Raw genomic sequence first — 24,949 nt, 5'->3', positions numbered from 1 at the left:
CGCCCCGAGAAGCACCGGGAGGACTACTTCCGGGCTCAGCGGTCAGGCGTTGAGCATGGAAGTCCACCACGGAGCCCGCAACGAGACACCGCTGGAACGTGACGACCGCAACTTCGGGGAGCTCCTCCAGGAGCTGCGGGTGATCCAGACCGGCGTTCAGATCCTGTTCGCCTTCCTGCTCACCCTGGCCTTCACGCCGCGCTTCCCGGAACTCGACGACTTCCAGCGCGGCACCTACATCACCACGCTGCTGCTGGCCGCCCTGACCGTGCTGCTCTTCACCGCGCCCGCCGTCGTCCACCGGCGGCTCTTCCGGCGCGGCGCCAAGCGCCGCGTCGTGGACGTCTCCGCCCGGCTGGCGGCGGCCGGTCTCGCGGTGCTCGGCCTCGCGCTCACCGGGGCGGTGTTGCTGGTGGTGGACTTCGTGCTCGGCCGGGCCGCGGGACTCACCGCGGCCGGCGCCACGCTGCTGGCCTGCGCCGGCCTGTGGCTGCTGCTGCCCTGGCGCGTGCGGTCGGCCCACACGCGGACGCGGGCCGGCCTGGCCCGGGATCCGGCTCAGGCGCCCTCGGGCGCGCAGGACACGACGGAGCGCAAGGCCTGAGCGACCTGCGCGTCGCTGAGGTCGGCCCGGGCGGTGAGGCGCAGCCGTGAGACGCCGTCCGGCACCGAGGGGGGCCGGAAACAGCCCACCGAGAGCCCGGCCGCGCGGCAGTCGGCGGCCCACCGGAGCGCTGCCTGCGGCGACGGGGCACGCACGGAGACGACGGCGGCCTCCGGCCGCCTGGCGGTCAGACCCGCCGCGGTGAACCCCTCGTACAGCGCGAGGGCGACCTCGCGCACGCGCCGCGCCCGCCCCGGTTCGGCGCGCAGGAGGCGCAGCGCCGCCAGCGCCGCCCCGGCCGCAGCCGGTGCGAGTCCGGTGTCGAAGATGAACGTGCGCGCCGCGTTCGTCAGATGCTCGATCACCGCGGCCGGGCCCAGGACGGCGCCGCCCTGGCTGCCCAGGGACTTGGAGAGGGTGAGCGTCGCGACGGTCCCCGGCGCCCCGGACAGCCCGGCGGCGTCGAGCGTGCCGCGGCCTCCCTCGCCCAGGACGCCGAGCCCGTGCGCGTCGTCGACGAGGAGCCCGGCGCCGGCCTCGCGGCACACGCGGTGCAGCCCGGCGAGGGGAGCGGCGTCCCCGTCGACCGAGAACACGGCGTCGGTGACGGCGAGGCCCGGCCCGGTGCGGCCGGCGAGCACCTTGGCGACGGCCTGCGGGTCCGCGTGCGGGACGACGACGGTCTCGGCGCGGGCCAGCCGGCAGCCGTCGATGAGGGAAGCGTGGTTGGCTGCGTCCGAGACGAGCAGGCCCCCGGGCGGCGCGAGGGCGGTGACGGCCGCGAGGTTGGCGGCGTAGCCGGAGGAGAACACGAGCGCGGCCTCGAAGCCGCAGAAGGCGGCGAGTTCGGCCTCCAGCTCGGCGTGCAGCTCGGTCGAGCCGCTGACGAGCCGGGACCCGGTGGCGCCCGCGCCCCAGACGCGTGCCGCCTCGCCCGCGGCGGTGGTCACCCGGGGGTCGCGGGCGAAGCCCAGATAGTCGTTTCCGGCCAGGTCCAGGAGCGGGCCTTCCGCGGGGCGGGGCCGCAGGATGCGGACCAGCCCGGCACTCCTGCGCTGCTCGCGGGCCGCTTCGAGCCACGCGAAGGGGTCGTCGGACATGCGCCGGATGCTCCTCGCTCGTCGGTTCCCCCGAACCTAACGGGAGGGCCGCGGGTACGTCGTGTGGTAATCCACACACCCCGATCGGCCCGTCTTGTGTCACCTCTCCTTGGCCCGGGGCTTGTCCGTGAGCGAGGATGCGCGCCATGGACCTGCTGAACACGCTGGTGGACAAGGGGCTGCGGCGCGAGCTGCCGACGCGCGAGGAAGCGCTCGCGGTGCTGGCGACCTCAGATGACGAACTGCTCGATGTGGTGGCCGCGGCGGGCAAGGTACGCCGCCACTGGTTCGGGCGGCGGGTGAAGCTCAACTACCTGGTGAACCTCAAGTCGGGCCTGTGCCCGGAGGACTGCTCGTACTGCTCGCAACGGCTGGGCTCGAAGGCCGAGATCCTCAAGTACACCTGGCTCAAGCCCGATCAGGCCGCCGAGGCGGCCCAGGCGGGGCTGGCCGGTGGCGCCAAGCGGGTCTGTCTGGTGGCCAGTGGCCGCGGGCCGACCGACCGCGACGTGGACCGGGTGTCGGAGACGATCGCGGCCATCAAGGAGCAGCACGAGGGCGTCGAGGTGTGCGCCTGCCTGGGGCTGCTCTCGGACGGCCAGGCGGACCGGCTGCGCGAGGCCGGCGCGGACGCCTACAACCACAACCTCAACACCTCCGAGGCCACCTACGCCGACATCACGACGACCCACACCTACGCCGACCGCGTGGAGACCGTCCAGCAGGCCCAGGCCGCGGGCATGTCCGCGTGCTCGGGGCTGATCGCCGGGATGGGTGAGACGGACGCCGACCTGGTGGACGTGGTCTTCTCCCTGCGCGAGCTCGACCCGGACTCCGTGCCGGTCAACTTCCTGATCCCGTTCGAGGGCACGCCGCTGGCCAAGGAGTGGCACCTGACGCCGCAGCGGGTGCTGCGCATCCTCGCCATGGTCCGCTTCGTCTGCCCGGACGTCGAGGTGCGGCTGGCCGCGGGCCGCGAGGTGCACCTGCGGTCGATGCAGCCGCTCGCGCTGCACCTGGCGAACTCGATCTTCCTCGGCGACTACCTGACCAGTGAGGGCCAGGCCGGCAAGGCGGACCTGGAGATGATCGAGGACGCCGGCTTCGAGGTGGAGGGCTCCGACACCACGACCCTGCCCGAGCACCGGGCCGACGCGCTCGCGGCCGGCGGCTGCGGTTCGGGCGGCGGTGGCGGTGGCGGCTGCGCCCCCTGCGGCGACGCCGGGGCCGGGCCGGAGGCCGTGGACACCGAGACCGTCCCCGCGGGTGCCGCGGCGGGCGAGGAGGCCGCGGCCGAGGCCGGGGGCGCGCGCACGGACCTGGTCGCCGTGCGGCGTCGGGGAGCCGGTACCGACCTGCCGCCCAATGCCTGATCCGCTCCCCCAGGACCGGCTGCTGGCCCTGGACCGGCAGCACGTGTGGCACCCGTACGGGCCCATGCCCGGGCGCGAGGCGCCCCTGGCCGTCGAGTCGGCGGCCGGGGTGCGCCTTCGGCTGATGGAGCCCGTCGCCGGACACCGCGAGCTCGTGGACGGCATGTCCTCGTGGTGGTCGGCGGTCCACGGCTACAACCACCCGGTGCTCAACGAGGCGGCGCGGGCCCAGCTGGACCGCGTGAGCCACGTGATGTTCGGCGGGCTCACCCACGAGCCCGGGGTCCGGCTGGCCAAGCGGCTCGTCGACGTGTCGCCGGAGGGCCTGGAGCACGTCTTCCTCGCCGACTCGGGCTCCGTGTCGGTCGAGGTGGCCGTCAAGATGTGCTTGCAGTACTGGCGTTCGCTCGGCCGGCCGCGCAAGCAGCGGCTGCTGACCTGGCGTGGCGGATACCACGGCGACACCTGGACACCGATGTCCGTGTGCGACCCGGACGGCGGAATGCACCACCTGTGGTCGGGGATCCTGCCGCGGCAGGTCTTCGCTCCGGCGCCGCCGCCGGGCTTCGAGGCCGAGCCGGACGAGGGGTACGTCCGGCGGCTGCGCACGATGATCGCCGAGCACGCGGACGAGCTGGCCGCCGTGATCGTCGAGCCGGTGGTGCAGGGCGCGGGAGGCATGCGCTTCCACTCCCCGGCGTACCTGCGGGTGCTGCGTGAGGCCTGCGACGAGCACGGGGTGCTGCTCATCCTGGACGAGATCGCCACCGGCTTCGGCCGGACCGGTGCCTTCTTCGCGGCGGACCACGCCGGGATCAGCCCGGACGTGCTGTGCGTGGGCAAGGCGCTGACCGGCGGCTATCTGACGATGGCGGCGACGCTGTGCACGAGTGAGGTGGCCCGCGGGATCTCCGAGGGCGAGGTTCCGGTGCTGGCACACGGTCCGACGTTCATGGCCAACCCGCTGGCCGCCGCCGTGGCGGACGCCTCCGTGGAGCTGCTGCTGGCCCAGGACTGGGCCGGTGAGGTGGCGCGCGTCGAGTCGGGCCTGCGCGAGGGGCTGGCGCACGCCGCGGGGACCCCGGGTGTGCGGGAGGTCCGCGTGCTGGGGGCGATCGGCGTCGTCCAGCTCGACCGGGAGGCGGACGTGGCGGCGGCGACCCGGGCCGCGGTGGACCACGGCGTGTGGCTGCGGCCCTTCAGGGACATGGTCTACACGATGCCGCCGTACGTGACCGGGGACGAGGACGTCTCCCGGATCTGCGCGGCCGTGTGCGCCGCCGCCGCCGCGGGGAGTGGCCGATGACGGTCTGGTTCGTGTCCGGCACCGGGACGGAGATCGGCAAGACGGTGACCGTGGCGGCGCTGGCGGCCTGCGCGGTGGGCGCGGGCCGCAGCGTCGCCGTGCTCAAGCCCGCGCAGACGGGTGTGGCCCCCGGGGAGCCCGGGGACGTGGCCGACGTCCGGCGGCTGGCCGGGGACACGGTCAGGGGCGTCGAGCTCGCCCGCTATCCCGAACCGCTGGCCCCCGAGACGGCGGCCCGGCGGGCCGGGCTGCCGTACCTCTCCCCGCCCGAGATCGCCGAGGCGGCCGGGAAGCTGGCGGCCGAACACGACCTGGTGCTGGTGGAGGGCGCCGGCGGACTGCTCGTCCGGTTCGACGCGGCGGGAGCGACGCTGGCCGACGCCGCGCGGCTCCTCAAGGCTCCGGTGCTGCTGGTGGCGGCGGCGGGGCTGGGCACGCTGAACGCGACGGCCCTCACGGCCGAGGCGCTGCGGGCCCGGGGGCTGGCCTGCCCGGGCGTGGTCGTCGGCTCCTGGCCGGCGGCGCCGGACCTGGCGGCGTACTGCAACCTGGCGGACCTGCCCGTATCGGCCGGGGCGCCGCTGCTGGGTCTGGTGCCGCAGGGAGCGGGCGCGCTGACGGGCCCCGGGTTCCGGGCCGCAGCGCCCGGCTGGCTGGCGCCGGAGCTCGGCGGGGGCGGGTTCAGCCTTCCGCACGGGGACGGCTGAGGCAGCCGGGGAGGCGCCGGGCGGGGCAGCGGGCTCAGCGGGTCCAGCCGCGCAGCTCCTCGGCGATCTCGGCGACGTCGGCCGTGCCGTCCTTCACCAGGCGGGCGAGGTCCCGTATCTGTTCGGGGGACGTCGTGACCTTCAGCCCGCTGGCGACGAGGTAGGCGTACGCGACCGCGCTGGCGTACATGGCGTTGTACCGCTCCAGCGCCGGTACGTGCAGCAGGAGCTGCAGGAGGGCCGCCGCCCGGTCGGCGGCGTCGGCGTAGACGGGGCGGCCGAAGATGCTGGCGCCGTGCCGGCTGACGGCGGCGACCAGGGCGCCGTAGTCGGTGATCCGCGGGTCCCCCGGCGTCTGTTCCTCGGCGACGATGAGCAGCCACGAGAGTTCGATGTGCAGGCTCACGTACGCGGCCGGCTCCCCCGCTCCCGGCGCGGGTCCGCCGGTTCGGGGAACTCGTCGGCGAAGACGGTCTCGTACTGCTTCATGAAGTCGGCCGCGGCGTCGACGAAGGTGTGGCCCACCTCCCCGGCGTCCCGCTGGACGAGCTCCTCGATGTAGCGGTTGACGCTCACCCCGCGTTGCAGGGCCTGGCGGCGCGCCGTCTCGGCCGTCGCCTCGTCCACCCGGACGTTGAGCTGTGTCTTGGCCATACCGCCACGCTAGCGCTTTCGCACTAGTGGGGGAAGGGGGAGCGGGGCGCGCGCTCGCCGGGCCGGGCGCCGTTGAGGAGGTGCGCTCACCCTTTCGCTCGTACGCTGGGACCACCTGCCCACGACCGTGAGGAAGGGGGGCGGCGTCCCGTCATGGACGAACCTCCGGGTCCGCGGTGCCGAGCCCGCCGTGCGGCCGGCCGGGTCAACCCGCCGGGGCCGAGGCGATGACCGAGGTCCTGCTGCTCGGGGTGGCGCTGCTGTTGACGCTCGCCTGCGGCGTCTTCGTGGCCGCCGAGTTCTCCCTGACGACGGTGGAGCGCGGGCTGCTGGAGCGGGCCGCGGCGGAGCGCGAGCCCGGCGCGGCCGGGGCACTGGCCGCCGTCCGGTCGCTGACCTTCCAGCTCTCCGGCGCGCAGCTCGGCATCACCCTGACGAGCCTGCTCATCGGCATGCTCGCGGAGCCCTCGGTCGCCACCCTGCTGCGCGGCCCCGTCGAAGCCGCCGGGCTGCCCGCGCGGGCCGCGTCCTCCACGGCCCTGGCCCTGGGCACGGCCGTCTCGACCGTCGTTCTGATGGTGGTCGGCGAGCTGGTGCCGAAGAACTGGGCGATCTCGCGTCCGCTGGCGATGGCCCGGCGGGTCGGCCCGCCGCAACGCGCGTTCTCCGCGGCGTTCCGGCCGTTCATCCGGCACCTGAACAACACCGCGAACCGCACGCTGCACGCCATGGGCCTGCGGCCGACCGAGGAGCTGGCCTCCGCGCGTTCCCCGCAGGAGTTGGTGGCGCTGGCCCGGCACTCGGCCGAGGAGGGCGTGCTGGAGGCCGACACCGCCGAGCTGTTCGTCCGCAGTCTGCGGCTGGCCGAGCTCACGGCGGAGAACGTGATGACCCCCCGGGTACGGGTGCACGCCCTGGAGGAGCGGGCCACCGCACTGGACGTGGCCACCGCCACCCGGGCCACCGGGCTGTCCCGCTTCCCGGTCTACCGGGAGAGCCTGGACACCGTGGTGGGGGTCGTCCACGTCAAGGACGTCCTGGCCGTGCCCGCCGCCGAGCGGCCCGGGCGGACGGTGGCGGGGCTCGCCCGCGAGCCGCTGCTGGTGCCGGAGTCGCTGCCCGCCGACCGGGTGCTCGACCGGCTCTCCGAGCGGCGCAGCCTCGCCGTCGTCATCGACGAGTACGGGGGCACGGCTGGCGTCCTCACGGTGGAGGACATCCTGGAGGAGGTCGTGGGCGAGGTGCGGGACGAGCACGATCCGCAGGCCGCGCCCGAGCTCGCGCCCGCCGGCCGTGACGCCGCCGGACGCGCGCTCTACGAGGCCGGCGGCTCGACGCGGGCCGACGAACTCGAGGAGATCGGGCTGCTGCTGCCCGAAGGGCCGTTCGAGACCCTGGCGGGACTGATCGCCACGGAGCTCGGGCACATTCCGTCCGTCGGTGACGCGATCGAGGTGGCGGGCTGGCGCGTCGAGGTGGTGGACGCGGCCGGCCGCCGGGCGGACCGGGTGCGCCTGCGGGCCCCCTCGGGCGCGCTCCGCCGCCGCCCGGACCTGCCCGGGAACGGCGACGGGGAGGCCGGCGGATGACGTTCCTGCAACTGTGCGTCGGGCTGCTGATGATCACGGCGAACGCCTTCTTCGTCGGCGGCGAGTTCTCGCTCATCTCGGTGCGCCGCAGCCAGATCGAACCGCGTGCGCACGCGGGCGACCGCCGGGCCCGGCGCGTGCTGTGGGGGCTTGAGCACGTGGCCCAGCTGATGGCCACGGCCCAGCTCGGCATCACGCTGACGACCCTGGTGCTGGGCATCGTGGCCGAACCGGCCATCGAGCATCTGCTCGCCCCGGTCTTCCACGCCGCCGGGGTTCCGGAGGGGGCGAGCCGCACGATCTCCTTCGTGGTCGCGCTGACCGCGGCCACCTATCTGCACATGCTGTTCGGGGAGATGGTGCCGAAGAACATCGCGCTCGCCGAGCCGGAGCGCACGGCGCTGCTGCTGGGCCCGCCGCTGGTGGCCCTGACCCGGGCGCTGCGTCCGGTGATCTTCGGCATCAACGCCCTGGCCAACGCGTTGCTGCGGCGGCTGCGCGTGGAGCCGCGCAGCGAGGTGGAGTCGACGTTCTCGGACGACGACCTGGCACGCATCGTGACGGACTCCGGGGCGGCCGGGCTGCTGGACGACCGGGCCACGGCCCGGCTGCGGGACGCTCTCGAGCTGGGCCGGCGTCCGGTGTCGGAGGTGGTGCGACCGGGCGCGCGGGTGGTGTCAGCCCCGATGGGCGTCACCGCCGAGGAGCTGGAGCGGCTCAGCGCGACCTCCGGCTACTCGCGGTTCCCGGTCCTCGACGCCGCGGGGCGCACGCTGGGCTATCTGCACGTGAAGGACGCGCTGGACGCGCCGGCTCCGGACGCGCCCTTCCCCCGCTCGGCCCTGCGGCCCATCGCCCGCGTGGGAGCGGGGACGCCGCTGGACGACGTGCTCGCCGCCCTGCGCGGCCGGGGCACCCACCTGGCGGTGGTCGTCGACGGCGACGGGCGCACCGCCGGGCTGGTCACCCTCGGGGGCGTGCTGCGGGAGCTGATGGGCCGCCACCCGGCCCGGTGAGCCGGGTCCGTCACGGCGGAGGCAAGTCCGGGGGCGGCGGAGGCGGGTCCGGGGGCGGCGGAGGCGGGTCCGGGGCGCTTCGGGAGGGCCGGATACGATGACGCGGCCATGGAGACCGCACCGCAGATCAGCAGCTTCGTCGCCCTGGGGGACTCGTTCACCGAGGGCATGTCCGACCACGGCTCCGGCGGGGCGTACCGGGGGTGGGCGGACCGGCTCGCGGACCGGTTGGCCGCGCGCACCGACGGCTTCCGGTACGCCAACCTGGCCGTGCGGGGCAAGCTCATCGGCCAGATCGCCGAGGACCAGGTGACCCGGGCGGCCGCGATGGAGGCCGACCTCGTCACGCTCGTCGGCGGCCTGAACGACGTCCTGCGGCCCTCGTGCGACATGGAACGGGTGTGCGGGCTGCTGGAGCAGTCGGTGGAACGGCTCGCCCCGGCGTGCGGGCGGCTGGTGCTGATGCGCAGCCCCGGGCGGCAGGGGCCGGTGCTGGAGCGCTACCGGACACGGATGGAGGCACTGTTCGCCTTCATCGACGACCTGGCCGAGCGACACGGCGCGCTGGTGGTGGACCTCTACGCCGCCCGCTCGCTCGGCGATCCCCGGCTGTGGGCCGACGACCGGCTGCATCTGACGGCAGAGGGCCACCGCCGGGTGGCGGAGGCCGTCTGGCAGCGGCTGGGTCACCCGGCCGAGTCCGATTGGGACGAGCCGCTGCCTCCCCCGGCGCCGCTGGCCTGGCACCTGCGCCGCCGCGCCGACCTGCGGTTCGCCCGGGAGCATTTGGTGCCCTGGATCGGACGGCGGCTGACCGGCCGCTCCTCCGGCGACGGGCTGCTGCCCAAGCGTCCCGACCTCACGCCGCTGGCCTGCGAGGACACCCCGTAGAATGCGGGAGCGTGACTGACAAGCCGCGCATCCCGAACGTTCTCGCCAACCGCTACGCGTCCGCGGGGTTGGCGCTCCTGTGGTCTCCGGAGTACAAGGTGACCCTGGAGCGCCGGCTGTGGCTGGCCGTGCTGCGGGCCCAGCGGGACCTGGGCGTCGAGGTGCCGGACGCGGCGCTGGCCGACTACGAACGCGTCCTGGAGGACGTCGACCTCGCCTCGATCGCCCGCCGGGAGCAGGTCACCCGGCACGACGTGAAGGCGCGCATCGAGGAGTTCAACGCGCTGGCCGGGCACGAGCAGGTCCACAAGGGCATGACGTCCCGCGACCTGACGGAGAACGTCGAGCAGCTCCAGATCCGGCTCTCGCTGGAGCTGGTGCGCGACCGCACGGTGGCCCTGCTGGCCCGGCTCGGCAAGCTTGCCGGTGAGCACGCCGCCCTGGTGATGGCGGGCCGTTCGCACAACGTGGCCGCGCAGGCCACGACGCTCGGCAAGCGGTTCGCGACGGCGGCCGACGAGCTGCTGGTGGCCCACGCGCGGCTGGAGGACCTCCTCGGCCGTTACCCGCTGCGCGGCGTGAAGGGCCCGGTCGGCACCTCCCAGGACATGCTGGACCTGCTGGGCGGGGACACCGCCAAGCTGGCGGAGCTGGAGCGGCGGATCGCCGTCCACCTGGGCTTCGGACAAAACTTCACCTCGGTGGGGCAGGTCTACCCGCGCTCGCTGGACTACGACGTCGTCAGCGCGCTGGTGCAGCTCGCCGCGGCGCCGTCCTCCCTCGCCAGGACGATCCGGCTCATGGCCGGGCAGGAGCTGGTGACGGAGGGCTTCAAGGAGGGCCAGGTCGGGTCCTCGGCGATGCCGCACAAGATGAACACGCGCTCGTGCGAGCGGGTGAACGGGCTGGCCGTGATCCTGCGCGGCTACGCCTCGATGGCCGGGGAGCTGGCCGGCGACCAGTGGAACGAGGGTGACGTCTCCTGCTCGGTGGTGCGCCGGGTCGCGCTGCCGGACGCGTTCTTCGCCTTCGACGGCATGCTGGAGACGTTCCTGACGGTCCTGGACGAGTTCGGCGCCTTCCCGGCCGTCGTGGCCCGGGAGCTGGACCGCTACCTGCCGTTCCTCGCGACGACCAAGGTGCTCATGGCCGCCGTCCGGGCCGGTGTGGGCCGCGAGACGGCGCACGAGGCCATCAAGGAGCACGCCGTCGCCTCCGCCCTGGCCCTGCGGGCCGGCGGGGAGCGCAACGAGCTCCTGGACCGGCTCGCGGCCGACCCGCGCATCCCGCTCGGGCGGCCGGGGCTGGAGGAGCTGATGGCCGACCGGCTGGCGTTCACCGGCGCCGCGGAGGACCAGGTCGCGGCCGTCGTCGCGCAGATCGAGGACATCACGCGCAAGCACCCGGAGGCCGCCGCCTACGCCCCGGGGGACATCCTCTGAGCTCGGCCCGCGTCCGTCGCCGCACCGCGGCGGCTTCGTCGTGACGTGCGGCAACGGATACCATCCGGGCCACACGCTCGGTGCGGGGAGGCGACTGTGGCCAGGCTGACCGGCGGAGACCCGTCGCTGCTGCGCAGGATCAACTCCGCCGTCGTGCTGCGCGCGCTGCGCGGCGCTGAGGGCCCTCCGACGCTGACCGAGCTGGTCGGCGAGACGGGGCTGTCGCGGCCCACGGTCGAGGGCGTCGTCGACGGCCTGGTGACCGCCGGCCTCGTAGCCGAGGCCGCGGACGTCGCGACCGCGCGGCGGCAGGGCCGGCCGGCCCGCCGTTACCGTTTCCGGGCCGAAGCGGGGCATCTGCTGGGCGTGGAGATCGGCCCGCACCGGGTGTCCGCGGTGCTGTCCGACCTCACCGGCAAGATCGTGGGCCGCGCGGAGCGGCCGGTGCACGAGACCTCCGACGCCGACGAGCGGCTGGAACGGGTCCGCTCCGTCGTGTCGGAGCTGCTGCGCCGCAGCGAGGTGGCCCGCTCGACGCTGCGCGCGGTGGGGGTGGGCACGCCCGGGATCGTCCGGGCCGACGGCAGTGTGCGGCTGTGCACCGCGCTGCCGGGCTGGACGGGTCTGCCGCTGGCCGAGCGGCTGCGGCGGTCGTTCCGGTGCCCGGTGCTGGTGGAGAACGACGCCAACGCGGCCGTGCTCGCCGAGCGCTGGCAAGGGGTCGCCGAGGGCTGCGAGGACGTCGTGATGGTACTGGCCGGCCTCAGCCCCGGGGCCGGGTCACTCATCGGCGGGCGGCTGCACCGGGGGTACGGGGGTGCGGCTGGCGAGATCGGTGCCCTGCACCTGCTGGGCCGGGAGGCGGCTCCGGAGCGGCTGCTGTCCACGGGCGAGGAACCGCTGCACCCGCTGGACGATGCGGCGGTTGCCCGGGTGTTCCGGCGGGCCGGCGGCGGCGACGAGCAGGCGCGGCTGGCCGTCGACCGGTTCGTCCGGCGGTTGGTGCACGACGTGGCGGCCCTGGTGCTGGCGCTGGATCCGGAGCTGGTGGTGATCGGCGGCTGGGCGGCCGGGCTCGACGGCGTCCTCGCGCCGCTGCGGGCGGAGCTGGACCGCTACTGCCTGCGGCCGCCGAGGGTCGAGTTGTCGGTGCTGGGTGAGGGTGCCGTCCCCGTCGGGGCGCTGCGGCTGGCGCTCGACCACGTCGAGGAGCAGCTGTTCTCGGTGCAGGCCGGTCCCGCCTAGGCGCCCGGCCCGCGGGGCGGGGGCCGGCCCTCAGCCCGCCAGGAGATCGCCGCCGGGGAGCTCGCCGAAGACCAGGCGGCAGGTGTCGGCCCGGTAGATGGCCACGGCGACCGCGACGGTCGTGCCCCGCACGAGGTAGCGGGTGGTGACGACGAGGACGGGGGCGCCGGGGAGCCGGTCGAGGCGGCGGGCGTCGTCCGCCCGGGCCGAGCCCAGCTCCACCGAACGCTCGGACCGCTCCACCTGCCGGCCGTGGAGGGCTGCCAGGACGGCGGCACCCCGCTCCGCGCCCTCCTCGGGAAGCTCACCGGTGAGGGCGGGCGTGACGTACAGGATCTCCGTCGCCACGGGCTGGCCGTGCTCGGTGCGCACCCGGCGCAGGGTGTGGCAGGGGCCGGCCCCGTGCTCGCCGAGCAGCGCGGTGACGGCTGCGGGGGGCGCGGTGAACGTGCAGCCCTCCGTCCGCCACGCGTCGCCGGACCGGCCCGCCCAGGTGTCGGCGTCCGGCGCGATGTCCACTCCCATGCGGGGCGGTGCCACCGTGGTGCCCACACCGCGCCGCCGCTGCAGGCGCCCCTCCAGCTCCAGTTGCTCCAGGGCCTGGCGGAGCGTGGCCCTGGCGACTCCGTAACGGGCTGCCAGTTCGCGCTCGTTGGGAAGGACCTGCCCCACGGCGAACTCGGAGTCGAGCGCCTCGGACAGCACCGTCTTCAGGTGCCAGTACTTCGGTTCCGGCACCGCTTCCACCTGTGTGGTCCCCACCCTGGCCTCCCCAATCGCCGCGTCTCCGCCGGTTTTTCATCCGGTTCTTTTTTAAAGCTTGTTTCGTATGCCTGGTGACACTAGGACGCGGCACCCTGTTGGTCAAGACCAATCCCCCCGGGTGGTGCGCCGCCCGGTGCTCCGGGGCCGGTGGGATAGCGTCGTGGCCGGGCGGCGCGGGGGCGCCGACGGGTGAGGGGAGCGGCATGACACAGCAGGTCACCGTGGTCACCGGCGGCAGCCGGGGGATCGGGGCGGCCGTCGCCCGGCGGCTGGCCTCCTCCGGGCACCACGTGGGGGTCGGGTTCGTCCACGCGCGGGAGGCGGCCGAACAGACGGTCGCGGCCGTGCGGGAGGCGGGCGGGCGGGCCGTCGCGGTGCGGGTGGACACCACGGTGGAGGCCGAGGTGGACACCCTGTTCGACACGGTGGCCGAACGGCTCGGGCCCGTCACGGGGCTGGTGAACAACGCCGGCGTCACCGGCCCCCTCGGCCGGGTGACCGAGACGTCCACCGAGGCGATGCGCCGGGTCGTCGAGGTCAACGTGCTGGGCGCGCTGTACTGCGCGCGGCGAGCGGTGTCGGTGATGTCGCGGCGGTACGGCGGTCCGGGCGGCGCGATCGTCAACATCTCCTCCGGCGCGGCCACGTTGGGCGGGCCGGGCGAGTACGTCCACTACGCCGCGAGCAAGGCGGCGCTCGACGCGCTGACGGTCGGGCTGGCCAAGGAGCAGGCCGAGGACGGGGTCCGGGTGAACGCCGTGCAGCCGGGGATGATCGTCACCGACATCCACGCCGCGATGGGCGACCCGGAGCGGCCGTGGCGGCGGCCGGAGCGGGTCCCGATGCGCCGGCCGGGCCAGCCGGAGGAGGTCGCGGGTGCCGTGGCGTGGCTGCTGTCTCCCGAGGCCTCCTACACCACGGGCGCGATCCTGCGGGTGGCCGGAGGCCTGTGACGGCCGCCGAGGCCGGGCCCCGAGGGTGTCGGCGGCCCGGCCTCGCGGTGGGTCGGGGCACGGCGCCGGGACGGTGCGCGGCGGGCCGGTGCCCCGACGTCCTCGACGGAAGCTCCTATAGATCGTCAAGCGGTCTGCGGGAGCTGTTCGCGGTTTCGGGCCGTGTGGGGTAGATGGCGGTAGACCTCGCGGGCGACGAACCGTTTCAAGCAGCGGACGATGTCCTTCTTGGTCATGCCTTCGGCGGTGCGGCGGGCGACGTACTCCTGGGTGCGCTGGTCGTACTTCATGCGGACCAGGACGATGGTGTGCAGCGCGTTGTTGGCCGCGCGGTCGCCGCCGCGGTTGAGGCGGTGGCGGTTGGTGCGGCCGGAGGAGGCCGGGACCGGAGCGGCCCCGCAGAGGTGGGCGAAAGCGGCTTCGGAGCGAAGTCGGTCGGGGTTATCGCCCGCGCTGGCCAGCAGCTGGCCAGCGGTTTCCGGGCCGACGCCGGGCAGGGCGATGAGCCTGGGAGCGGCCTGGGTGACCAGCGGACCGATCTCCCGGTCGGCCTCCTTGATCTCCTCGTCGAGTGCCTGGTAGCGGCGGGCGAGCCTGCGTAGTGCGGTCTTCACCGCGCAGGCCGGGTCGGCGAGTTCGCCCGTGGGGCGGGAGCGGGCCAGGGTATCGATCAGCTCCTTCGGGGACAGCCCGCGCAGCTTGTCCCGGACGCTGGAGGGCGCGGTGACGATGAGGGTGCGGACCTGGTTGATGGTCTGGGTGCGGGCCTTGACGGCGCTCTTGCGGACCACCCGTAGGGCCCGGATCGCCTCTACGATCCCGTTACGGGCCTTGGGCGTGCCCGCGGCCCGCCCCGACAGGACCGCGGTCGCGGCCGCGTAGGCGTCGATGGCGTCGGACTTGCCGTTGTCACGCCTGGCCTTGCGGTCGGGCCGGTCCACCTCGACCACGGTGATCTCGTTCGCGGTGAGGAACCGGGCGATCTCGGCACCGTAGGCGCCTGTCCCCTCGATCCCGACGGCCAGGACCTCGCCGTGCGAGCGCAGCCAGTCCAGCAGCCTGCGGTAGCCGGTTGGGGTGGTCTCGAACTGCTCGGTGGCCAGGTGCCGGCCGATGCTGTCGATGACCGCGGCCTGGTGGAGGTCGGTGTGGGTGTCGATCCCGCCGACCACCGCTATGTCCTGTGCTGCCATGCTGTTGTGTGCTGCCCTTCCAACGCGCGCCGATGGGAGGGCGCGGGCCGGTCGGGCAGACGGACAAGACAGTGATGGGACCTTTGGCCGGGCTCCTATGAAGTCACAGAAGCCCGACCGGCCACACGCCAGGTGGCACCGCCCGGCAGGCCGACGATTCCGCAGAAGGACAGCCGAAGCGCCAGTCAGTCGAAGAGTCAGACCCCCGAGCGGTGCCATGGCCAATCCTCACTGTCAGTCGTTGACGCAGAGGTTGCCGATCGCGGGGTTGACCGCCCCGATGAGGTTCGCGCTGTTCCCGCAGATGTTGAACTGCGTGTGGATGGGGATCTGGACGACGTTGCCCGAGAGCACGCCCGGGGAGCCGACGGCCGCGCCCTCGGCCTCCGCGTCGGCCGAGGCGGTGCCCGCGCCGGTGAGGATGACGGCGGTGGCTGCCGCGAGCATCGCCGCGGTCTTCGCCATGCGTCGCATGGTGGGGTCTCCTTCTTCTGTGGCTTGGCTGGCTGGCTCTGCCGGGGTCCCGCGGTGGCCGGTGACGGCGGGGTAAGCGGGCCGGTGAACCACTGCCGAGGATCGGTGGTTCCGGTGCCGGGACCCGGTTGCGGGCCTGCGCCGGGCCCGAGATTCATCCGAAGGAGGGATGATCGGCCCGGCGTTCCGCCGAGCGGCTCCGGCGGCTCGGCCACGGGCTTGGCCGAGGGCCCTGTTCCGCACCGGCTGGCGGAGCATTACGATCCGGAAACGGGTCGGACGCCGGTACCCGACGTCACCGCTCGCGCCGCGCCACCGCCGCGCGTTCCGCCACGGCCGCCCGGCCCGGCGGCCGGCGGAACATCCGGGCCGCGCGGGACGTTGGGAGGGCGGAGTCGCGGCAGCCCGCGCCGACCCGCGTCGGGCGGCACGACCGGCCACCCGAACGTCCATCTCGGAACGGCTTGATATGGCGGAAATGGCTTCCAAACCGACAGAACCATCCTTAACCCGTCGGTCACAGACCGTTCGTGACCAGGCAACACCCGTGCCCAAGGATGTACGCATGGCTGAACCGTCGAACGTCCCCACCGCCTCCGCCACGCCCGCCGCGACGGGCCGCGGGAACCGCCGGCGCATGGTGTGGTGGCCACGCCGTGGCAGGCACGAGGCACCGCCACCCGATACCGGGGCGGGCGTCGCGGCCGAAGCCGCCGCGGGCTCGCGTGCCCAAGCGGCCACCGGGCTGTGGCGGATGCGGACGACGGTGGACGAGCGCCCCGGGGCCCTCGCCGCGCTGTGCGCGGCGCTGGCGGACGGCGCCGTGGACATCCTCACGCTGCAGACCCACCCCCTGGGCGAGTCGACGACCGTGGACGAGTTCATGCTCCGCGCCCCCGCCGGGCTGGCGAAGGACCGGCTGGTGGCGATGGCGTCGGCCGGCGGAGGCCGGGACACCTGGCTGGAGCGGGCGGACGCACACGAGCTCGTCGACGTCCCGACGCGGGTGCTGTCCATCGCGACCCGGACGGCGTTGGACACCGCTGAACTGCCTCTGGCGCTAAGGTCCTTGCTGGGGCGCTGCACGATCCGCTCGATCCCCGCCGTCTCACTGACGGGCCGGCCCATGGGCGACCCGGTGCCCCTGGAAGGGGTGCTGGAGGAGACGGTGCTGCGCCTGCCGGACGCCTCGGGCGGCACGATCGTGGTGGAGCGTCCCCAGCTTCCGTTCACCCCGGCCGAGTTCGCCAGGGCCCGCGCGCTGGTGCAGCTGGACACCCGGCTGGGGCAGCGTGTGCCGCGCAGCCGGGATCTGCTGACCCTGCCGGAGGGCAACGCGATCACGGTCCGCCGTGCGGACCCGGACGACCTGGAAGACGCCCGGGCCATGCACGACCGCTGCTCCGAAGCCACGCTGACGCAGCGTTACCACGGCCCCGTGCACGACGCCGACCGCTATCTGGCGCACCTGCTGTCGCCGCGGTTCGGCCGCACGCTGGCGGTGGAGACGGCCTCGGGCCGGCTCGTCGCCCTCGGCCACCTGCTGTGGGACGGGGACGAGGCCGAGGTGGCCCTCCTCGTGGAGGACGACTGGCAGCACCGCGGCATCGGCAGCGAGCTGCTCGGCCGCCTGGTGGACATGGCGGTGGAGGCCGGCTTCGAGAACGTCTACGCCGTCACCCGCGCCGCCAACACCGGCATGATCGCCACCATGCGCGGCCTCGGGCTGCCACTGGACTACCAGATCGAGGAGGGCACCATGGTGCTCAGCGCGCCGCTGGCTCCGGTCGCCGCCGCTCCGGCTGCCGAAGGCCGCTGAGGGCCGCGTCCAGGTCCTGCCACAGGTCCTCGACGTCCTCCAGCCCCACGGACATGCGCAGCAGCTTCTCGCTGATGCCTCCGGCCGTGCGGTCGTTCTCGTCCACGATCCGGTGGCTGATCGACCCCGGGTGCTGGATGAGGGTATCCACGCTGCCGAGGCTGACCGCCGGCGTGATCAGCCGCACCCCGGCGATCACCTCGTGCGGGTCGTCGGCGACCTCGAAGGCCACCATGGCGCCGCCCAGCCGCGGGTAGTGCACGTCCGTGATCCTGGGGTCGGCGGCGAGCCGGCGGGCCAGCTCGGCCGCGGTGGCCGACTGCGCCCTCATCCGGACCGGCAGCGTGGAGAGGCCGCGCAGCAGGAGATACCCCGCCAGCGGGTGCAGCACACCGCCGGTGGCGAACCGGATGCGGCGCAGATCGCGGGCGAAGGCCTCGTCGCAGGCCACCACGCCGCCCAGCACGTCCCCGTGGCCGCCGAGGTACTTCGTCGCGCTGTGCAGGACGAACCGGGCGCCGTACTCCCGGGGGCGCTGGAGGACGGGGGTGGCGAAGGTGTTGTCCACGAGCAGCGGCACCTCGCCGCAGGCCCGGGCGACGCCCGCGAGGTCCACCTCGGCCAGGGTCGGGTTGGCGGGCGTCTCCACCATGACCAGGGCGGTGTCGGCGCGGACGGCGTCGGCGATCCCGTCCGGGTCCGTCCAGGTGACCTCCGTGCCCAGCAAGCCGCTGGTCAGCAGGTGGTCACTGCAGCCGTACAGCGGCCGCACGGCCACGACGTGCCGCAGCCCGGCCGCCGACCGGGCCAGCAGGACGGCGGTCAGCGCGGCCATGCCGCTGGCGAACGCGACGGCGGACTCCGTGCCCTCGAGCCTGGCCAGCGCCCGCTCGAAGCGCGCGACGGTGGGGTTGTCCAGCCGCGCGTAGACGGGCGGCCCCTGGAGCTGGGCGCCCGTCGCCGCGAACTCGTCCAGGCGCAGACCTTCGCCCCGGCTGTCGGAGCTCGGGTAGGTGGTGGACAGGTCCAGCGGAGCGGCGTGCAGGCCGAGGGCGGCGAGGTCCTCACGCCCGGCGTGTACGGCGTGGGTGGCCAGCGCACCCGGGAAGGGAGATGGTTCCGGGCTGCCGGGCGTACCCGTCAGAGGTGTCGTGTCCATGCGTGCATGCTGAACACCTACCGGCCCGTAGTGGGTGATGACCGTGCTACGTTCGGCCGATGGCCGATTCCGTCCGTCTTGATCCGGTCGATCTGGAGATCCTACGGCTCCTTCAGAACGATGCCCGGACGACCTACCGCGACCTCGCCGCAGCCGTGGGGCTGGCTCCCTCGACCTGTCTGGACCGGGTGACGAGGCTGCGCCGCAGCGGGGTCATCCTCGGACACGAGCTCCGGCTGGACCCGGCCAAGCTCGGCCGCTCGCTGGAGGCCCTGCTGCTCGTGCAGGTGAGACCGCACCGCCGGGAGCTGATCGGGCCGTTCGTCGAACGGGTCCGGGCGCTGCCCGAGTCCCGGTCCCTGTTCCATCTGACCGGCCCGGACGACTACCTCGTGCACGTGGCCGTCACCGGAACCGCCGACCTCCAGCGGCTCGTGCTGGACGAGTTCACCGCCCGCAAGGAGGTGGCCCGCGTGGAGACGCGCCTGATCTTCCAGCACTGGTCGTGCGGGCCCCTGCTGCCGCCGGAGAAGCCGGGCGGCGGCGCCGGGCAGCAGCCGCCCGGGCCGAAGGCCTGAGCGCAACTCCCGTGACGTGTGCGATCTTCCGTATGAGGATGGCCCCCATGTCCGAGACCACGCAGGTACCTCCGCTCCCCCGACAGCTCGCCGACGGCTACGTCGACTCCCTCGTCCGTCTCGACCCCGTGCTCGGCACCGAGCTGGGCGTCCCCGGGGCCGACGCGCTGCTGCCCGACCTCTCGCCCGACGGCTCTCAGGCCCTGGCCGACCTCCACCGCTCGACGCTCGCGGATCTCGCCTTTTCCGCCGCCCGGCCCGAGGCCGCCGATCCCCGGGAACAGCGCTGTGCCCGTCTGCTCCGCGAGCGGCTGGAGGCGCACCTCGCCGTCCACGACGCGGGCGAGCACCTGCGGGCCGTCAACAACCTCTCCTCGCCCGTGCACGAGATGCGCATGGCGTTCACCATGATGCCCACCGAGACCGCCGAGGACTGGGCGACCGTGGCGCGGCGGCTGCGGGCCGTCCCGGACGCGGTGGCGGGCTACCGGCAGACGCTGGCGGCCGGGCTGGACAAGGGGCTGCACGGCGGGCCCCGGCAGGCCGAGACCGTCATCGGCCAGCTCGTCCAGTGGGCCGGAAAGCCCGGTTCCGGCGGCTGGTTCAGGGACTTCACGGCGGCGGCCCCGCCGTCGCTGCGCGGGGAGCTGGACGCGGCGGCCGTCGCGGCCGCCACCGGGGTGGACGAGCTGCGGGCGTGGCTCGGGGACGTCTACGCGCCCGGGGTCGCCGGGTCCCCGGACCCGGTCGGCCGGGAGCGGTACGCCCGGTGGGTGCGGTACTGGAACGGCGCCGAGCCGGATCTGGAGGAGGCCTACGCCTACGGCTGGTCCGAGTTCCACCGCCTGGCCGCGGAGATGCGGCACGAGGCCGCGCGCATCCTTCCCGGCGCCTCCGACCCGTGGGCGGTGTTGCGCCACCTGCGTGACCACGGGCAGGTCGTCGAGGGGGTGGAGACGACCCGGGCATGGCTTCAGGGGCTCATGGACGAGGCCATCGCGGCCCTGGACGGCACCCACTTCGAACTGGCCGAGCCCGTCCGCCGGGTCGAGTCCATGATCGCTCCCCCGGGCGGCGCCGCGGCCCCGTACTACACGACACCGTCGCTCGACTTCTCCCGCCCGGGCCGTACCTGGCTGCCCACCATGGGCAACGAGCGCTTCCCCGTGTACGACCTGGTCAGCACCTGGTACCACGAGGGTGTACCCGGGCACCATCTGCAGCTCGCTCAATGGGTGTACAAGGCGGACAGCCTCTCCCGGTACCAGACGACGGTCGGCATGGTCAGTGCCAACGCTGAGGGCTGGGCGCTGTACGCCGAGCGCCTGATGGACGAACTGGGTTTCCTCTCCGATCCCGAGCGCCGGATCGGGTATCTGGACGCCCAGATGATGCGGTCGATCCGGGTGATCATCGACATCGGGATGCACCTGGGCCTGCGGATTCCGGACGACGCCCCCTTCCACCCCGGTGAGCGGTGGACCCCTCGGCTGGCGCAGGAGTTCTTCGGCCGGCACTCCGGGGTGGAGGCCGGGACCGTGGAGAGCGAGATCGTGCGCTACCTCGGCATGCCCGGGCAGGCCATCGGCTACAAGCTGGGCGAACGGGTGTGGCTGCGGGGCCGGGAGGCGGCCCGCGCACGGCACGGCGCGGCCTTCGACGCCAAGCGCTGGCACATGGCGGCACTCTCGCAGGGCTCGCTGGGGCTGGACGACCTGGCGGTGGAGCTGGCCGCGCTGTGACCCGACGCCGGGGCCCGGTCCGCCATGAGGCCGGGACCCGGACCACCGGCGGCCCCGGCCTCAGCCCGGGCCGCCGACGCCCTCCACGTGGTGCCGGACGGCCGAGCCGGTCCGGCGCTTGACGACCTCCAGCTGGGCCGGGACGCGCAGGCGCAGATCGGAGACGTGGCTGACGATGCCCACGCAGCGGTCCCGTTCGCGCAGCGAGTCCAGGACCTCCAGCACCTCGTCCAGCGTCTGTTCGTCCAGGCTGCCGAAGCCCTCGTCGATGAAGAGCGTGTCCAGCCGGGTGCCGCCCGCCTCGTCGCCCACCACGTCGGCGAGGCCCAGGGCCAGGGCGAGCGAGGCGAAGAACGTCTCGCCGCCGGAGAGGCTCGCCGTGTCGCGCTCCCGCCCCGTCCACGCGTCGATCACGTGCAGGCCCAGGCCGGACCTGGCCCCGCGGCCCGCCCGGTCGTCGGAGTGCAGCAGGGTGTACCGCCCACCGGACATCCGCTGCAGCCGGGTGCTGGCGGCCGCGGCGACCTGTTCCAGCCGGGCCGCCAGCACATACGTCTCCAGCCGCATCTTGCGCTCGTTCTCCGCCGAGGTGCCGGCCGCCAGGTGGGCGAGACGGGTGACGCGGTCGTGTTCGGCCCGCCGCGGCCCGACGGCCCGCACGGCCTCGGCGGCCTGCGCCGAGAGCCGGTCCAGCGCGGCGAGCCGGGAGTGGGCCGCCGCTGCCGCCGCGTCGGCGGCCCGGCGGAGCTCGGCGGCCTTCCCCGCCTGCCACCGCGCGGCCTCCACGTCCGCGGGCGGCCGTTCGGCCGCCGCGCTGATCCCGGCGTCGGCCAGCTCGGCGGCCAGGGCCGCCTCCTCCGTCTGCCAGTCGTCCAGCCGGCACTGCAGCTCCCGCGCGCGCGCCGGGTCCAGCACGGCGTCGGCCGCGTCCCGCGGGGTGTCGAAAGCGGCCCGCCAGACGGCGTCGGCCTCCGCCGCGTCGGCCTGCTTGAGGTGCCGGGCGGCGGCCTCCGCGCGGCGGGCGGCCTCGGCCGCCGCCGCCAGCTCCCCCGCGAGACGGCGCAGGCGCCCGGCGCGGACGGCGACGTCCGCGTCCTCCCCCCGCGCCTGGGTCAGCTCCGCCCACTGGACCGCCAGTTCGCTCTGGAGCGCCTCCCGGCGCGAGGTGCGGGCCGCGGTGCGCCGCCCCGCCTCGTGGCGTTCGACCAGGCGGCGTTCGTGCTCCCGCTCGGCCTGGGCGAGCCGCTCGCGGTGCGCGTGCGCGCCGGCGGCCTCCCTCCGGGCCGCGGCGAGCTCGGACTCCAGGCCGGACACGAGCCGCGCGCAGTCCGCCACGGTGTCCCGACCGGCCTCCGTCCGCGCGGCCTCCCGCGCCTCCCGCACCGCCTCCCGGGCACGCTCGGCCGCCTCCCGGCGGGTGTCGGCCTCCTGATAGGCCGTCAGCGCCGCGTCCTCGGCGGCGGCGTCCGCCTGGCCCTCGATCGGCCGCGCGGGGGCCGGGTGCCGCTCGGAGCCGCAGACGGCGCAGGGCGCCCCCGGACGCAGCCCGGACGCGAGCTCGGCGGCGATCCCGGCGAGCCGCCGCTCCCTGAGGTCGAGCCAGGCCTCGCGGGCGGCCGCCGAGCGGTCGGCGGCCCGGCGTGCCGCCTCGCTGGCGTCGGCCAGCCGGACGACGAGCCGGTCCCGGTCCTGGGCGGCGGCGAGCCGGCGGCGGGCGGGGTCGAGGCGGCCCGCGAGCTGTTCGGCCCGGGTGGCCGCGGCCTGCGCCGCGTCGACACGGCCCCGGTGGGCGGCCTGTTCGGCGGGCCAGCCGCTCAGCCACTCGTCCGCCTCGCGCAGCACGGCCTCGTCGTCCGCGGCGTCGTGCTCCAGGGCGGTCAGTTCGCGGCCCAGGGCCTCGGCGCGGGCTTCCGCTCGGCGGGCCGCGTCCAGGGCCCCCAGTTCCTGGGAGGTCTGCCGCTCCGCCTCGGTGAGCCGCTCGACGGGGGCCTGGGCGAGGTGGCCGGGCAGGGTGGCCCGCGCCTGCGCCTCGGCGTCGGCGGCCTCGCGGTGCTCGGCCTCCGCCGAGCGGCGGGCGGTGAGCGCGGGGACGACGGTATCGGCGGCCCGGGCGCGCTCCAGGCGCCGGCGCAGGGCGGTGCGCTCGGGGGCCCGGGCCGCGAGGTCCCCGGCCCGCTGGGACGCCTGGCGGTGCCGGTGCTGGAGCCGGGCCAGCTCCTCGGCGGCCGCCAGCCGCTCCAGCGCGGCCGTGTGGTGTTCCTCGGCGGCCCGGACAGCCAGCACGGTGCTGGTGACGCGTTCGCGTGCGGTGGTCCGGGCCAGGGCGGCGAAGGCGAGGACCGTGTCGCTCAGCCCGGCGTCCCCGGGGGAGAGCTCGGGCAGGGCGGCGTCGGTGCCGCTCTCCTCCACGGCCTGCTGCATGCGGTGGGCGAGGGCGAGCAGCGCCTCGTCCGCCTCGCGCAGCCGCTGCTGGGCGGCCGTCCGCCGCTCGGCGAGGTGCGCTTCGACGGCACGGAACCGACCGGTGTCGAACAGCCGGCCGAGCAGGGCGGCGCGTTCGTCGGAGCGGGCGCGCAGGAAGTGCGCGAAGTCGCCCTGGGGCAGGAGCACGACCTGGCAGAACTGCTCGCGGCTCATGCCGATCAGCTCGCCGACCTCCCGGCCGATCTCCTGGTGGGAGCGGCTGAGGGGCCGCCACTCGCCGGTTGCGGGATCGTACTCGTGCAGCAGGGAGCGGGCCTTGTCCGTCGTATGGCCGTGGCCGCGCTGCTTGGGCCGGCGGTGTTCGGGGCGGCGGGCCAGCCGCAGCCGCCGCTCCCCCACGGTGAAGTCCAGGGAGACCTCGGTGGGGACGGCCTCGGGGGCGTGGCTGCTGCGCAGGCCGGTGTGCCCCTGGCTCTGACGGGCCCCGGGGACGCCGCCGTACAGGGCGTAGCAGACGGCGTCCAGGACCGAGGTCTTGCCCGCTCCCGTGGCTCCGTGCAGGAGGAACAGGCCGGCTCCGGAGAGGGCGTCGAAGTCGACGACGTGGGTACCGGCGAACGGGCCGAAGGCGGTGAGGGTGAGCCGGTGCAGCCTCAACGGATCGGGTCCTTCTCGTTCTCGGCGTCGGTGACGCGGACGCTGTCGAACGCGCCGCGCAGGACGGCGCGTTCCCGCGCGTCGGGGCCACGCCCGGCCCGGACGTGGGCGACGAAGTCCTCGGCGATCTGCTGGTCGCTGCGGCCGCGCAGCCGGCCGGCGTAGCTGCGCCGCTGTTCCCCCTCCCGCCCGTCCGGGTCGAAGACGAGGCTCAGGACGTGCGGGAAGCGCTCGGCGAGGCGGGCCATGGGCTCGTCCGGGCGGACCGGGTCGGTGAGGGTGGCCTCCACCCAGGCTCCCGTGTGCGGTTCCAGGCCCTCGTCGGCGAGCAGGTCGTCCAGGCGCCCGCGGAGGCGGGCGAGCGGCCGGGGGACGGGGCAGTCCACGCGTTCGCCCCGCACCCGGCCCGCGGCGTCGAGGTCGATCAGCCACATCGACTTGCGGTGGCCCGCCTCGGAGAAGGAGTAGGCGAGCGGGGAGCCGGAGTAGCGCAGCCGATCGCCGAGCGTCTGGCAGCCGTGCAGGTGCCCGAGGGCGACGTAGTCGACGCCGTCGAACACCGTGGCAGGCACGGCCGCGGCGCCGCCGACGGTGATGTCCCGCTCACTGTCACAGCCCTGGCCCCCGGTGACGAAGGCGTGGGCCAGCACGACCGAGCGGGTGCCGGCGGAGCGCGCGGCGAGGTCGGCGCGGACCCGGTCCATGGCGGCCCCGAGGACGGCGGCGTGGGCCGTGCGCTCGGCTCCCAGCTCACCGCGGACGAGGGCCGGCTCCAGGTAGGGCAGGCCGTAGAAGGCCACCGGGCCGTGCACGTCGGAGAGGACGACCGGGGACGCGCACCCGGCCACGTCGGTCCGCAGGTGGATGCCGGCCCGCGCGAGCAGCCCGGCGCCGACGCCGAGGCGCCGCGCGGAGTCGTGGTTGCCGGAGATCATGACGGTGGGCACACCGAGGGCGGCCAGCCGGTTGAGGGCGTCGTCGAACAGGGCCACGGCGTTGAGCGGCGGCACCGCCCGGTCGTAGACGTCCCCGGCGACCAGGACGGCGTCGACGCCCCGTTCGCGCACGGTGGCCACCAGGTGGTCGACGAAGGCCGCCTGGGCCTCCACCAGGCTGACCCGGTGCAGGCCACGGCCCAGGTGCCAGTCCGAGGTGTGCAGCAGACGCATGGTCACCGACCCTAAGCCCCGGTGCTGACAGCCGGTCCCGGGGCTGGCGCGGGACGGCGCCCCCGGACCGTGCGGCGGGTCCGGGGCCG

At 74.9% G+C, this 24,949-nt stretch carries 22 protein-coding genes; 13 read left to right on the top strand and 9 right to left on the bottom strand.

Features of this window, described 5'->3' with window-relative positions; translation table 11 throughout:
- The first annotated feature begins 55 nt into the window (after positions 1–55).
- Positions 56–604 (top strand): DUF6328 family protein, encoded by a 549-nt coding sequence (locus O7609_RS24135; RefSeq protein ID WP_269732786.1) that lies wholly within the window; start codon positions 56–58, stop codon positions 602–604.
- Here O7609_RS24135 and O7609_RS24130 read toward each other — a convergent pair.
- Positions 559–1,704 carry an 8-amino-7-oxononanoate synthase gene (locus O7609_RS24130; RefSeq protein ID WP_269744251.1) on the bottom strand — a complete coding sequence of 382 codons (1,146 nt, stop codon included), beginning with the start codon at positions 1,702–1,704 and terminating at the stop codon, positions 559–561. The two genes, O7609_RS24135 and O7609_RS24130, sit on opposite strands and share 46 nt — an antisense overlap.
- Positions 1,705–1,850: 146 nt before the next feature.
- Here O7609_RS24130 and bioB point away from each other — a divergent pair, with 146 nt between their 5' ends.
- Genes bioB through bioD form a run of 3 tightly spaced genes read left to right on the top strand, consistent with a single transcriptional unit; the run spans position 1,851 to position 5,090 of the window.
- Positions 1,851–3,077 (top strand): biotin synthase BioB, encoded by a 1,227-nt coding sequence (gene bioB, locus O7609_RS24125; RefSeq protein ID WP_269732788.1) that lies wholly within the window; start codon positions 1,851–1,853, stop codon positions 3,075–3,077.
- Positions 3,070–4,383, top strand: coding sequence for an adenosylmethionine--8-amino-7-oxononanoate transaminase (locus O7609_RS24120; protein WP_269744250.1), 1,314 nt, complete (start codon positions 3,070–3,072; stop codon positions 4,381–4,383). Before bioB ends, O7609_RS24120 begins: the two co-directional genes overlap by 8 nt.
- Positions 4,380–5,090 (top strand): dethiobiotin synthase, encoded by a 711-nt coding sequence (bioD, locus tag O7609_RS24115; RefSeq protein ID WP_269732790.1) that lies wholly within the window; start codon positions 4,380–4,382, stop codon positions 5,088–5,090. The genes O7609_RS24120 and bioD overlap by 4 nt, the downstream gene beginning before the upstream one ends.
- A gap of 34 nt (positions 5,091–5,124) precedes the next feature.
- Here the strand turns inward: bioD and O7609_RS24110 are convergent, their stop codons facing one another.
- Entirely contained in the window at positions 5,125–5,496 is a 372-nt protein-coding gene (locus O7609_RS24110) for a fic family toxin-antitoxin system, toxin component (protein ID WP_269732791.1), read from the bottom strand.
- Complete coding sequence (locus O7609_RS24105) at positions 5,493–5,744, bottom strand: toxin-antitoxin system HicB family antitoxin (protein ID WP_269732792.1); 252 nt, start codon at positions 5,742–5,744, stop codon at positions 5,493–5,495. The genes O7609_RS24110 and O7609_RS24105 overlap by 4 nt, the downstream gene beginning before the upstream one ends.
- A gap of 227 nt (positions 5,745–5,971) precedes the next feature.
- Here O7609_RS24105 and O7609_RS24100 point away from each other — a divergent pair, with 227 nt between their 5' ends.
- From O7609_RS24100 to O7609_RS24080, 5 genes are all read left to right on the top strand, one after another.
- Positions 5,972–7,333 (top strand): hemolysin family protein, encoded by a 1,362-nt coding sequence (locus tag O7609_RS24100; protein WP_269732793.1) that lies wholly within the window; start codon positions 5,972–5,974, stop codon positions 7,331–7,333.
- Positions 7,330–8,349 carry a hemolysin family protein gene (locus tag O7609_RS24095; protein WP_269732794.1) on the top strand — a complete coding sequence of 340 codons (1,020 nt, stop codon included), beginning with the start codon at positions 7,330–7,332 and terminating at the stop codon, positions 8,347–8,349. The genes O7609_RS24100 and O7609_RS24095 overlap by 4 nt, the downstream gene beginning before the upstream one ends.
- 108 nt (positions 8,350–8,457) lie before the next feature.
- Positions 8,458–9,240: an SGNH/GDSL hydrolase family protein gene (locus O7609_RS24090; RefSeq protein ID WP_269732795.1), complete on the top strand. Its 783-nt coding sequence runs from the start codon at positions 8,458–8,460 to the stop codon at positions 9,238–9,240.
- An 11-nt stretch (positions 9,241–9,251) separates the two neighbouring features.
- Complete coding sequence (purB, locus tag O7609_RS24085; protein ID WP_269732796.1) at positions 9,252–10,682, top strand: adenylosuccinate lyase; 1,431 nt, start codon at positions 9,252–9,254, stop codon at positions 10,680–10,682.
- A 96-nt stretch (positions 10,683–10,778) separates the two neighbouring features.
- Positions 10,779–11,927, top strand: coding sequence for an ROK family transcriptional regulator (locus O7609_RS24080; protein ID WP_269744249.1), 1,149 nt, complete (start codon positions 10,779–10,781; stop codon positions 11,925–11,927).
- Between the two features lie 30 nt (positions 11,928–11,957).
- On the opposite strand, the gene O7609_RS24075 is transcribed toward O7609_RS24080, so the two are convergent.
- Positions 11,958–12,689, bottom strand: coding sequence for a GntR family transcriptional regulator (locus tag O7609_RS24075; RefSeq protein WP_269732798.1), 732 nt, complete (start codon positions 12,687–12,689; stop codon positions 11,958–11,960).
- A gap of 206 nt (positions 12,690–12,895) precedes the next feature.
- On the opposite strand from O7609_RS24075, the gene O7609_RS24070 reads away from it, so the two are divergent.
- Entirely contained in the window at positions 12,896–13,645 is a 750-nt protein-coding gene (locus O7609_RS24070) for an SDR family oxidoreductase (protein WP_269732799.1), read from the top strand.
- A gap of 125 nt (positions 13,646–13,770) precedes the next feature.
- Here the strand turns inward: O7609_RS24070 and O7609_RS24065 are convergent, their stop codons facing one another.
- Both O7609_RS24065 and O7609_RS24060 read right to left on the bottom strand, forming a co-directional pair.
- Positions 13,771–14,838, bottom strand: a complete 1,068-nt coding sequence (locus O7609_RS24065) for an IS110 family transposase (RefSeq protein WP_269733058.1) — start codon at positions 14,836–14,838, stop codon at positions 13,771–13,773.
- Between the two features lie 234 nt (positions 14,839–15,072).
- Complete coding sequence (locus tag O7609_RS24060; RefSeq protein WP_332330056.1) at positions 15,073–15,303, bottom strand: chaplin; 231 nt, start codon at positions 15,301–15,303, stop codon at positions 15,073–15,075.
- 574 nt (positions 15,304–15,877) lie between these two features.
- On the opposite strand from O7609_RS24060, the gene O7609_RS24055 reads away from it, so the two are divergent.
- On the top strand, positions 15,878–17,131 hold the full coding sequence (locus O7609_RS24055; RefSeq protein WP_269744248.1) for a GNAT family N-acetyltransferase: 1,254 nt from the start codon (positions 15,878–15,880) through the stop codon (positions 17,129–17,131).
- Here the strand turns inward: O7609_RS24055 and O7609_RS24050 are convergent.
- Entirely contained in the window at positions 17,079–18,290 is a 1,212-nt protein-coding gene (locus O7609_RS24050; protein WP_269744247.1) for a trans-sulfuration enzyme family protein, read from the bottom strand. The genes O7609_RS24055 and O7609_RS24050 overlap by 53 nt on opposite strands.
- 59 nt (positions 18,291–18,349) lie before the next feature.
- On the opposite strand from O7609_RS24050, the gene O7609_RS24045 reads away from it, so the two are divergent.
- Together O7609_RS24045 and O7609_RS24040 are read left to right on the top strand one after the other, a co-directional pair.
- Positions 18,350–18,868, top strand: coding sequence for an Lrp/AsnC family transcriptional regulator (locus O7609_RS24045; protein ID WP_269732803.1), 519 nt, complete (start codon positions 18,350–18,352; stop codon positions 18,866–18,868).
- A gap of 47 nt (positions 18,869–18,915) precedes the next feature.
- Complete coding sequence (locus tag O7609_RS24040) at positions 18,916–20,610, top strand: DUF885 domain-containing protein (protein ID WP_269744246.1); 1,695 nt, start codon at positions 18,916–18,918, stop codon at positions 20,608–20,610.
- Positions 20,611–20,670: 60 nt separating this feature from the next.
- Here O7609_RS24040 and O7609_RS24035 read toward each other — a convergent pair whose 3' ends face one another.
- Complete coding sequence (locus tag O7609_RS24035; protein ID WP_269744245.1) at positions 20,671–23,691, bottom strand: AAA family ATPase; 3,021 nt, start codon at positions 23,689–23,691, stop codon at positions 20,671–20,673.
- Complete coding sequence (locus O7609_RS24030) at positions 23,688–24,860, bottom strand: exonuclease SbcCD subunit D (RefSeq protein ID WP_269732806.1); 1,173 nt, start codon at positions 24,858–24,860, stop codon at positions 23,688–23,690. Before O7609_RS24030 ends, O7609_RS24035 begins: the two co-directional genes overlap by 4 nt.
- Positions 24,861–24,949: the final 89 nt, after the last annotated feature.

Origin of the sequence: Streptomyces sp. WMMC1477 (assembly GCF_027460245.1) — a bacterium.
Lineage (GTDB): Bacteria > Actinomycetota > Actinomycetes > Streptomycetales > Streptomycetaceae > Streptomyces.
The sequence above is the reverse complement of the archived record's forward strand: the minus strand, read 5'-3'. Positions and strand labels throughout refer to the sequence as shown.

Excerpts from the sequence above, each read along its gene's own strand:
- O7609_RS24090 (WP_269732795.1), top strand. The coding sequence starts at position 8,458 with ATGGAGACCGCACCGCAGATCAGCAGCTTCGTCGCCCTGGGGGACTCG.
- O7609_RS24105 (WP_269732792.1), bottom strand. The coding sequence starts at position 5,744 with ATGGCCAAGACACAGCTCAACGTCCGGGTGGACGAGGCGACGGCCGAG.
- O7609_RS24095 (WP_269732794.1), top strand. The coding sequence starts at position 7,330 with ATGACGTTCCTGCAACTGTGCGTCGGGCTGCTGATGATCACGGCGAAC.
- O7609_RS24030 (WP_269732806.1), bottom strand. The coding sequence starts at position 24,860 with ATGCGTCTGCTGCACACCTCGGACTGGCACCTGGGCCGTGGCCTGCAC.
- O7609_RS24050 (WP_269744247.1), bottom strand. The coding sequence starts at position 18,290 with ATGGACACGACACCTCTGACGGGTACGCCCGGCAGCCCGGAACCATCT.
- O7609_RS24060 (WP_332330056.1), bottom strand. The coding sequence starts at position 15,303 with ATGGCGAAGACCGCGGCGATGCTCGCGGCAGCCACCGCCGTCATCCTC.
- O7609_RS24040 (WP_269744246.1), top strand. The coding sequence starts at position 18,916 with ATGTCCGAGACCACGCAGGTACCTCCGCTCCCCCGACAGCTCGCCGAC.
- O7609_RS24045 (WP_269732803.1), top strand. The coding sequence starts at position 18,350 with ATGGCCGATTCCGTCCGTCTTGATCCGGTCGATCTGGAGATCCTACGG.
- O7609_RS24120 (WP_269744250.1), top strand. The coding sequence starts at position 3,070 with ATGCCTGATCCGCTCCCCCAGGACCGGCTGCTGGCCCTGGACCGGCAG.
- O7609_RS24135 (WP_269732786.1), top strand. The coding sequence starts at position 56 with ATGGAAGTCCACCACGGAGCCCGCAACGAGACACCGCTGGAACGTGAC.
- O7609_RS24055 (WP_269744248.1), top strand. The coding sequence starts at position 15,878 with ATGGCTGAACCGTCGAACGTCCCCACCGCCTCCGCCACGCCCGCCGCG.
- O7609_RS24130 (WP_269744251.1), bottom strand. The coding sequence starts at position 1,704 with ATGTCCGACGACCCCTTCGCGTGGCTCGAAGCGGCCCGCGAGCAGCGC.
- O7609_RS24070 (WP_269732799.1), top strand. The coding sequence starts at position 12,896 with ATGACACAGCAGGTCACCGTGGTCACCGGCGGCAGCCGGGGGATCGGG.
- bioB (WP_269732788.1), top strand. The coding sequence starts at position 1,851 with ATGGACCTGCTGAACACGCTGGTGGACAAGGGGCTGCGGCGCGAGCTG.
- O7609_RS24100 (WP_269732793.1), top strand. The coding sequence starts at position 5,972 with ATGACCGAGGTCCTGCTGCTCGGGGTGGCGCTGCTGTTGACGCTCGCC.
- bioD (WP_269732790.1), top strand. The coding sequence starts at position 4,380 with ATGACGGTCTGGTTCGTGTCCGGCACCGGGACGGAGATCGGCAAGACG.
- O7609_RS24065 (WP_269733058.1), bottom strand. The coding sequence starts at position 14,838 with ATGGCAGCACAGGACATAGCGGTGGTCGGCGGGATCGACACCCACACC.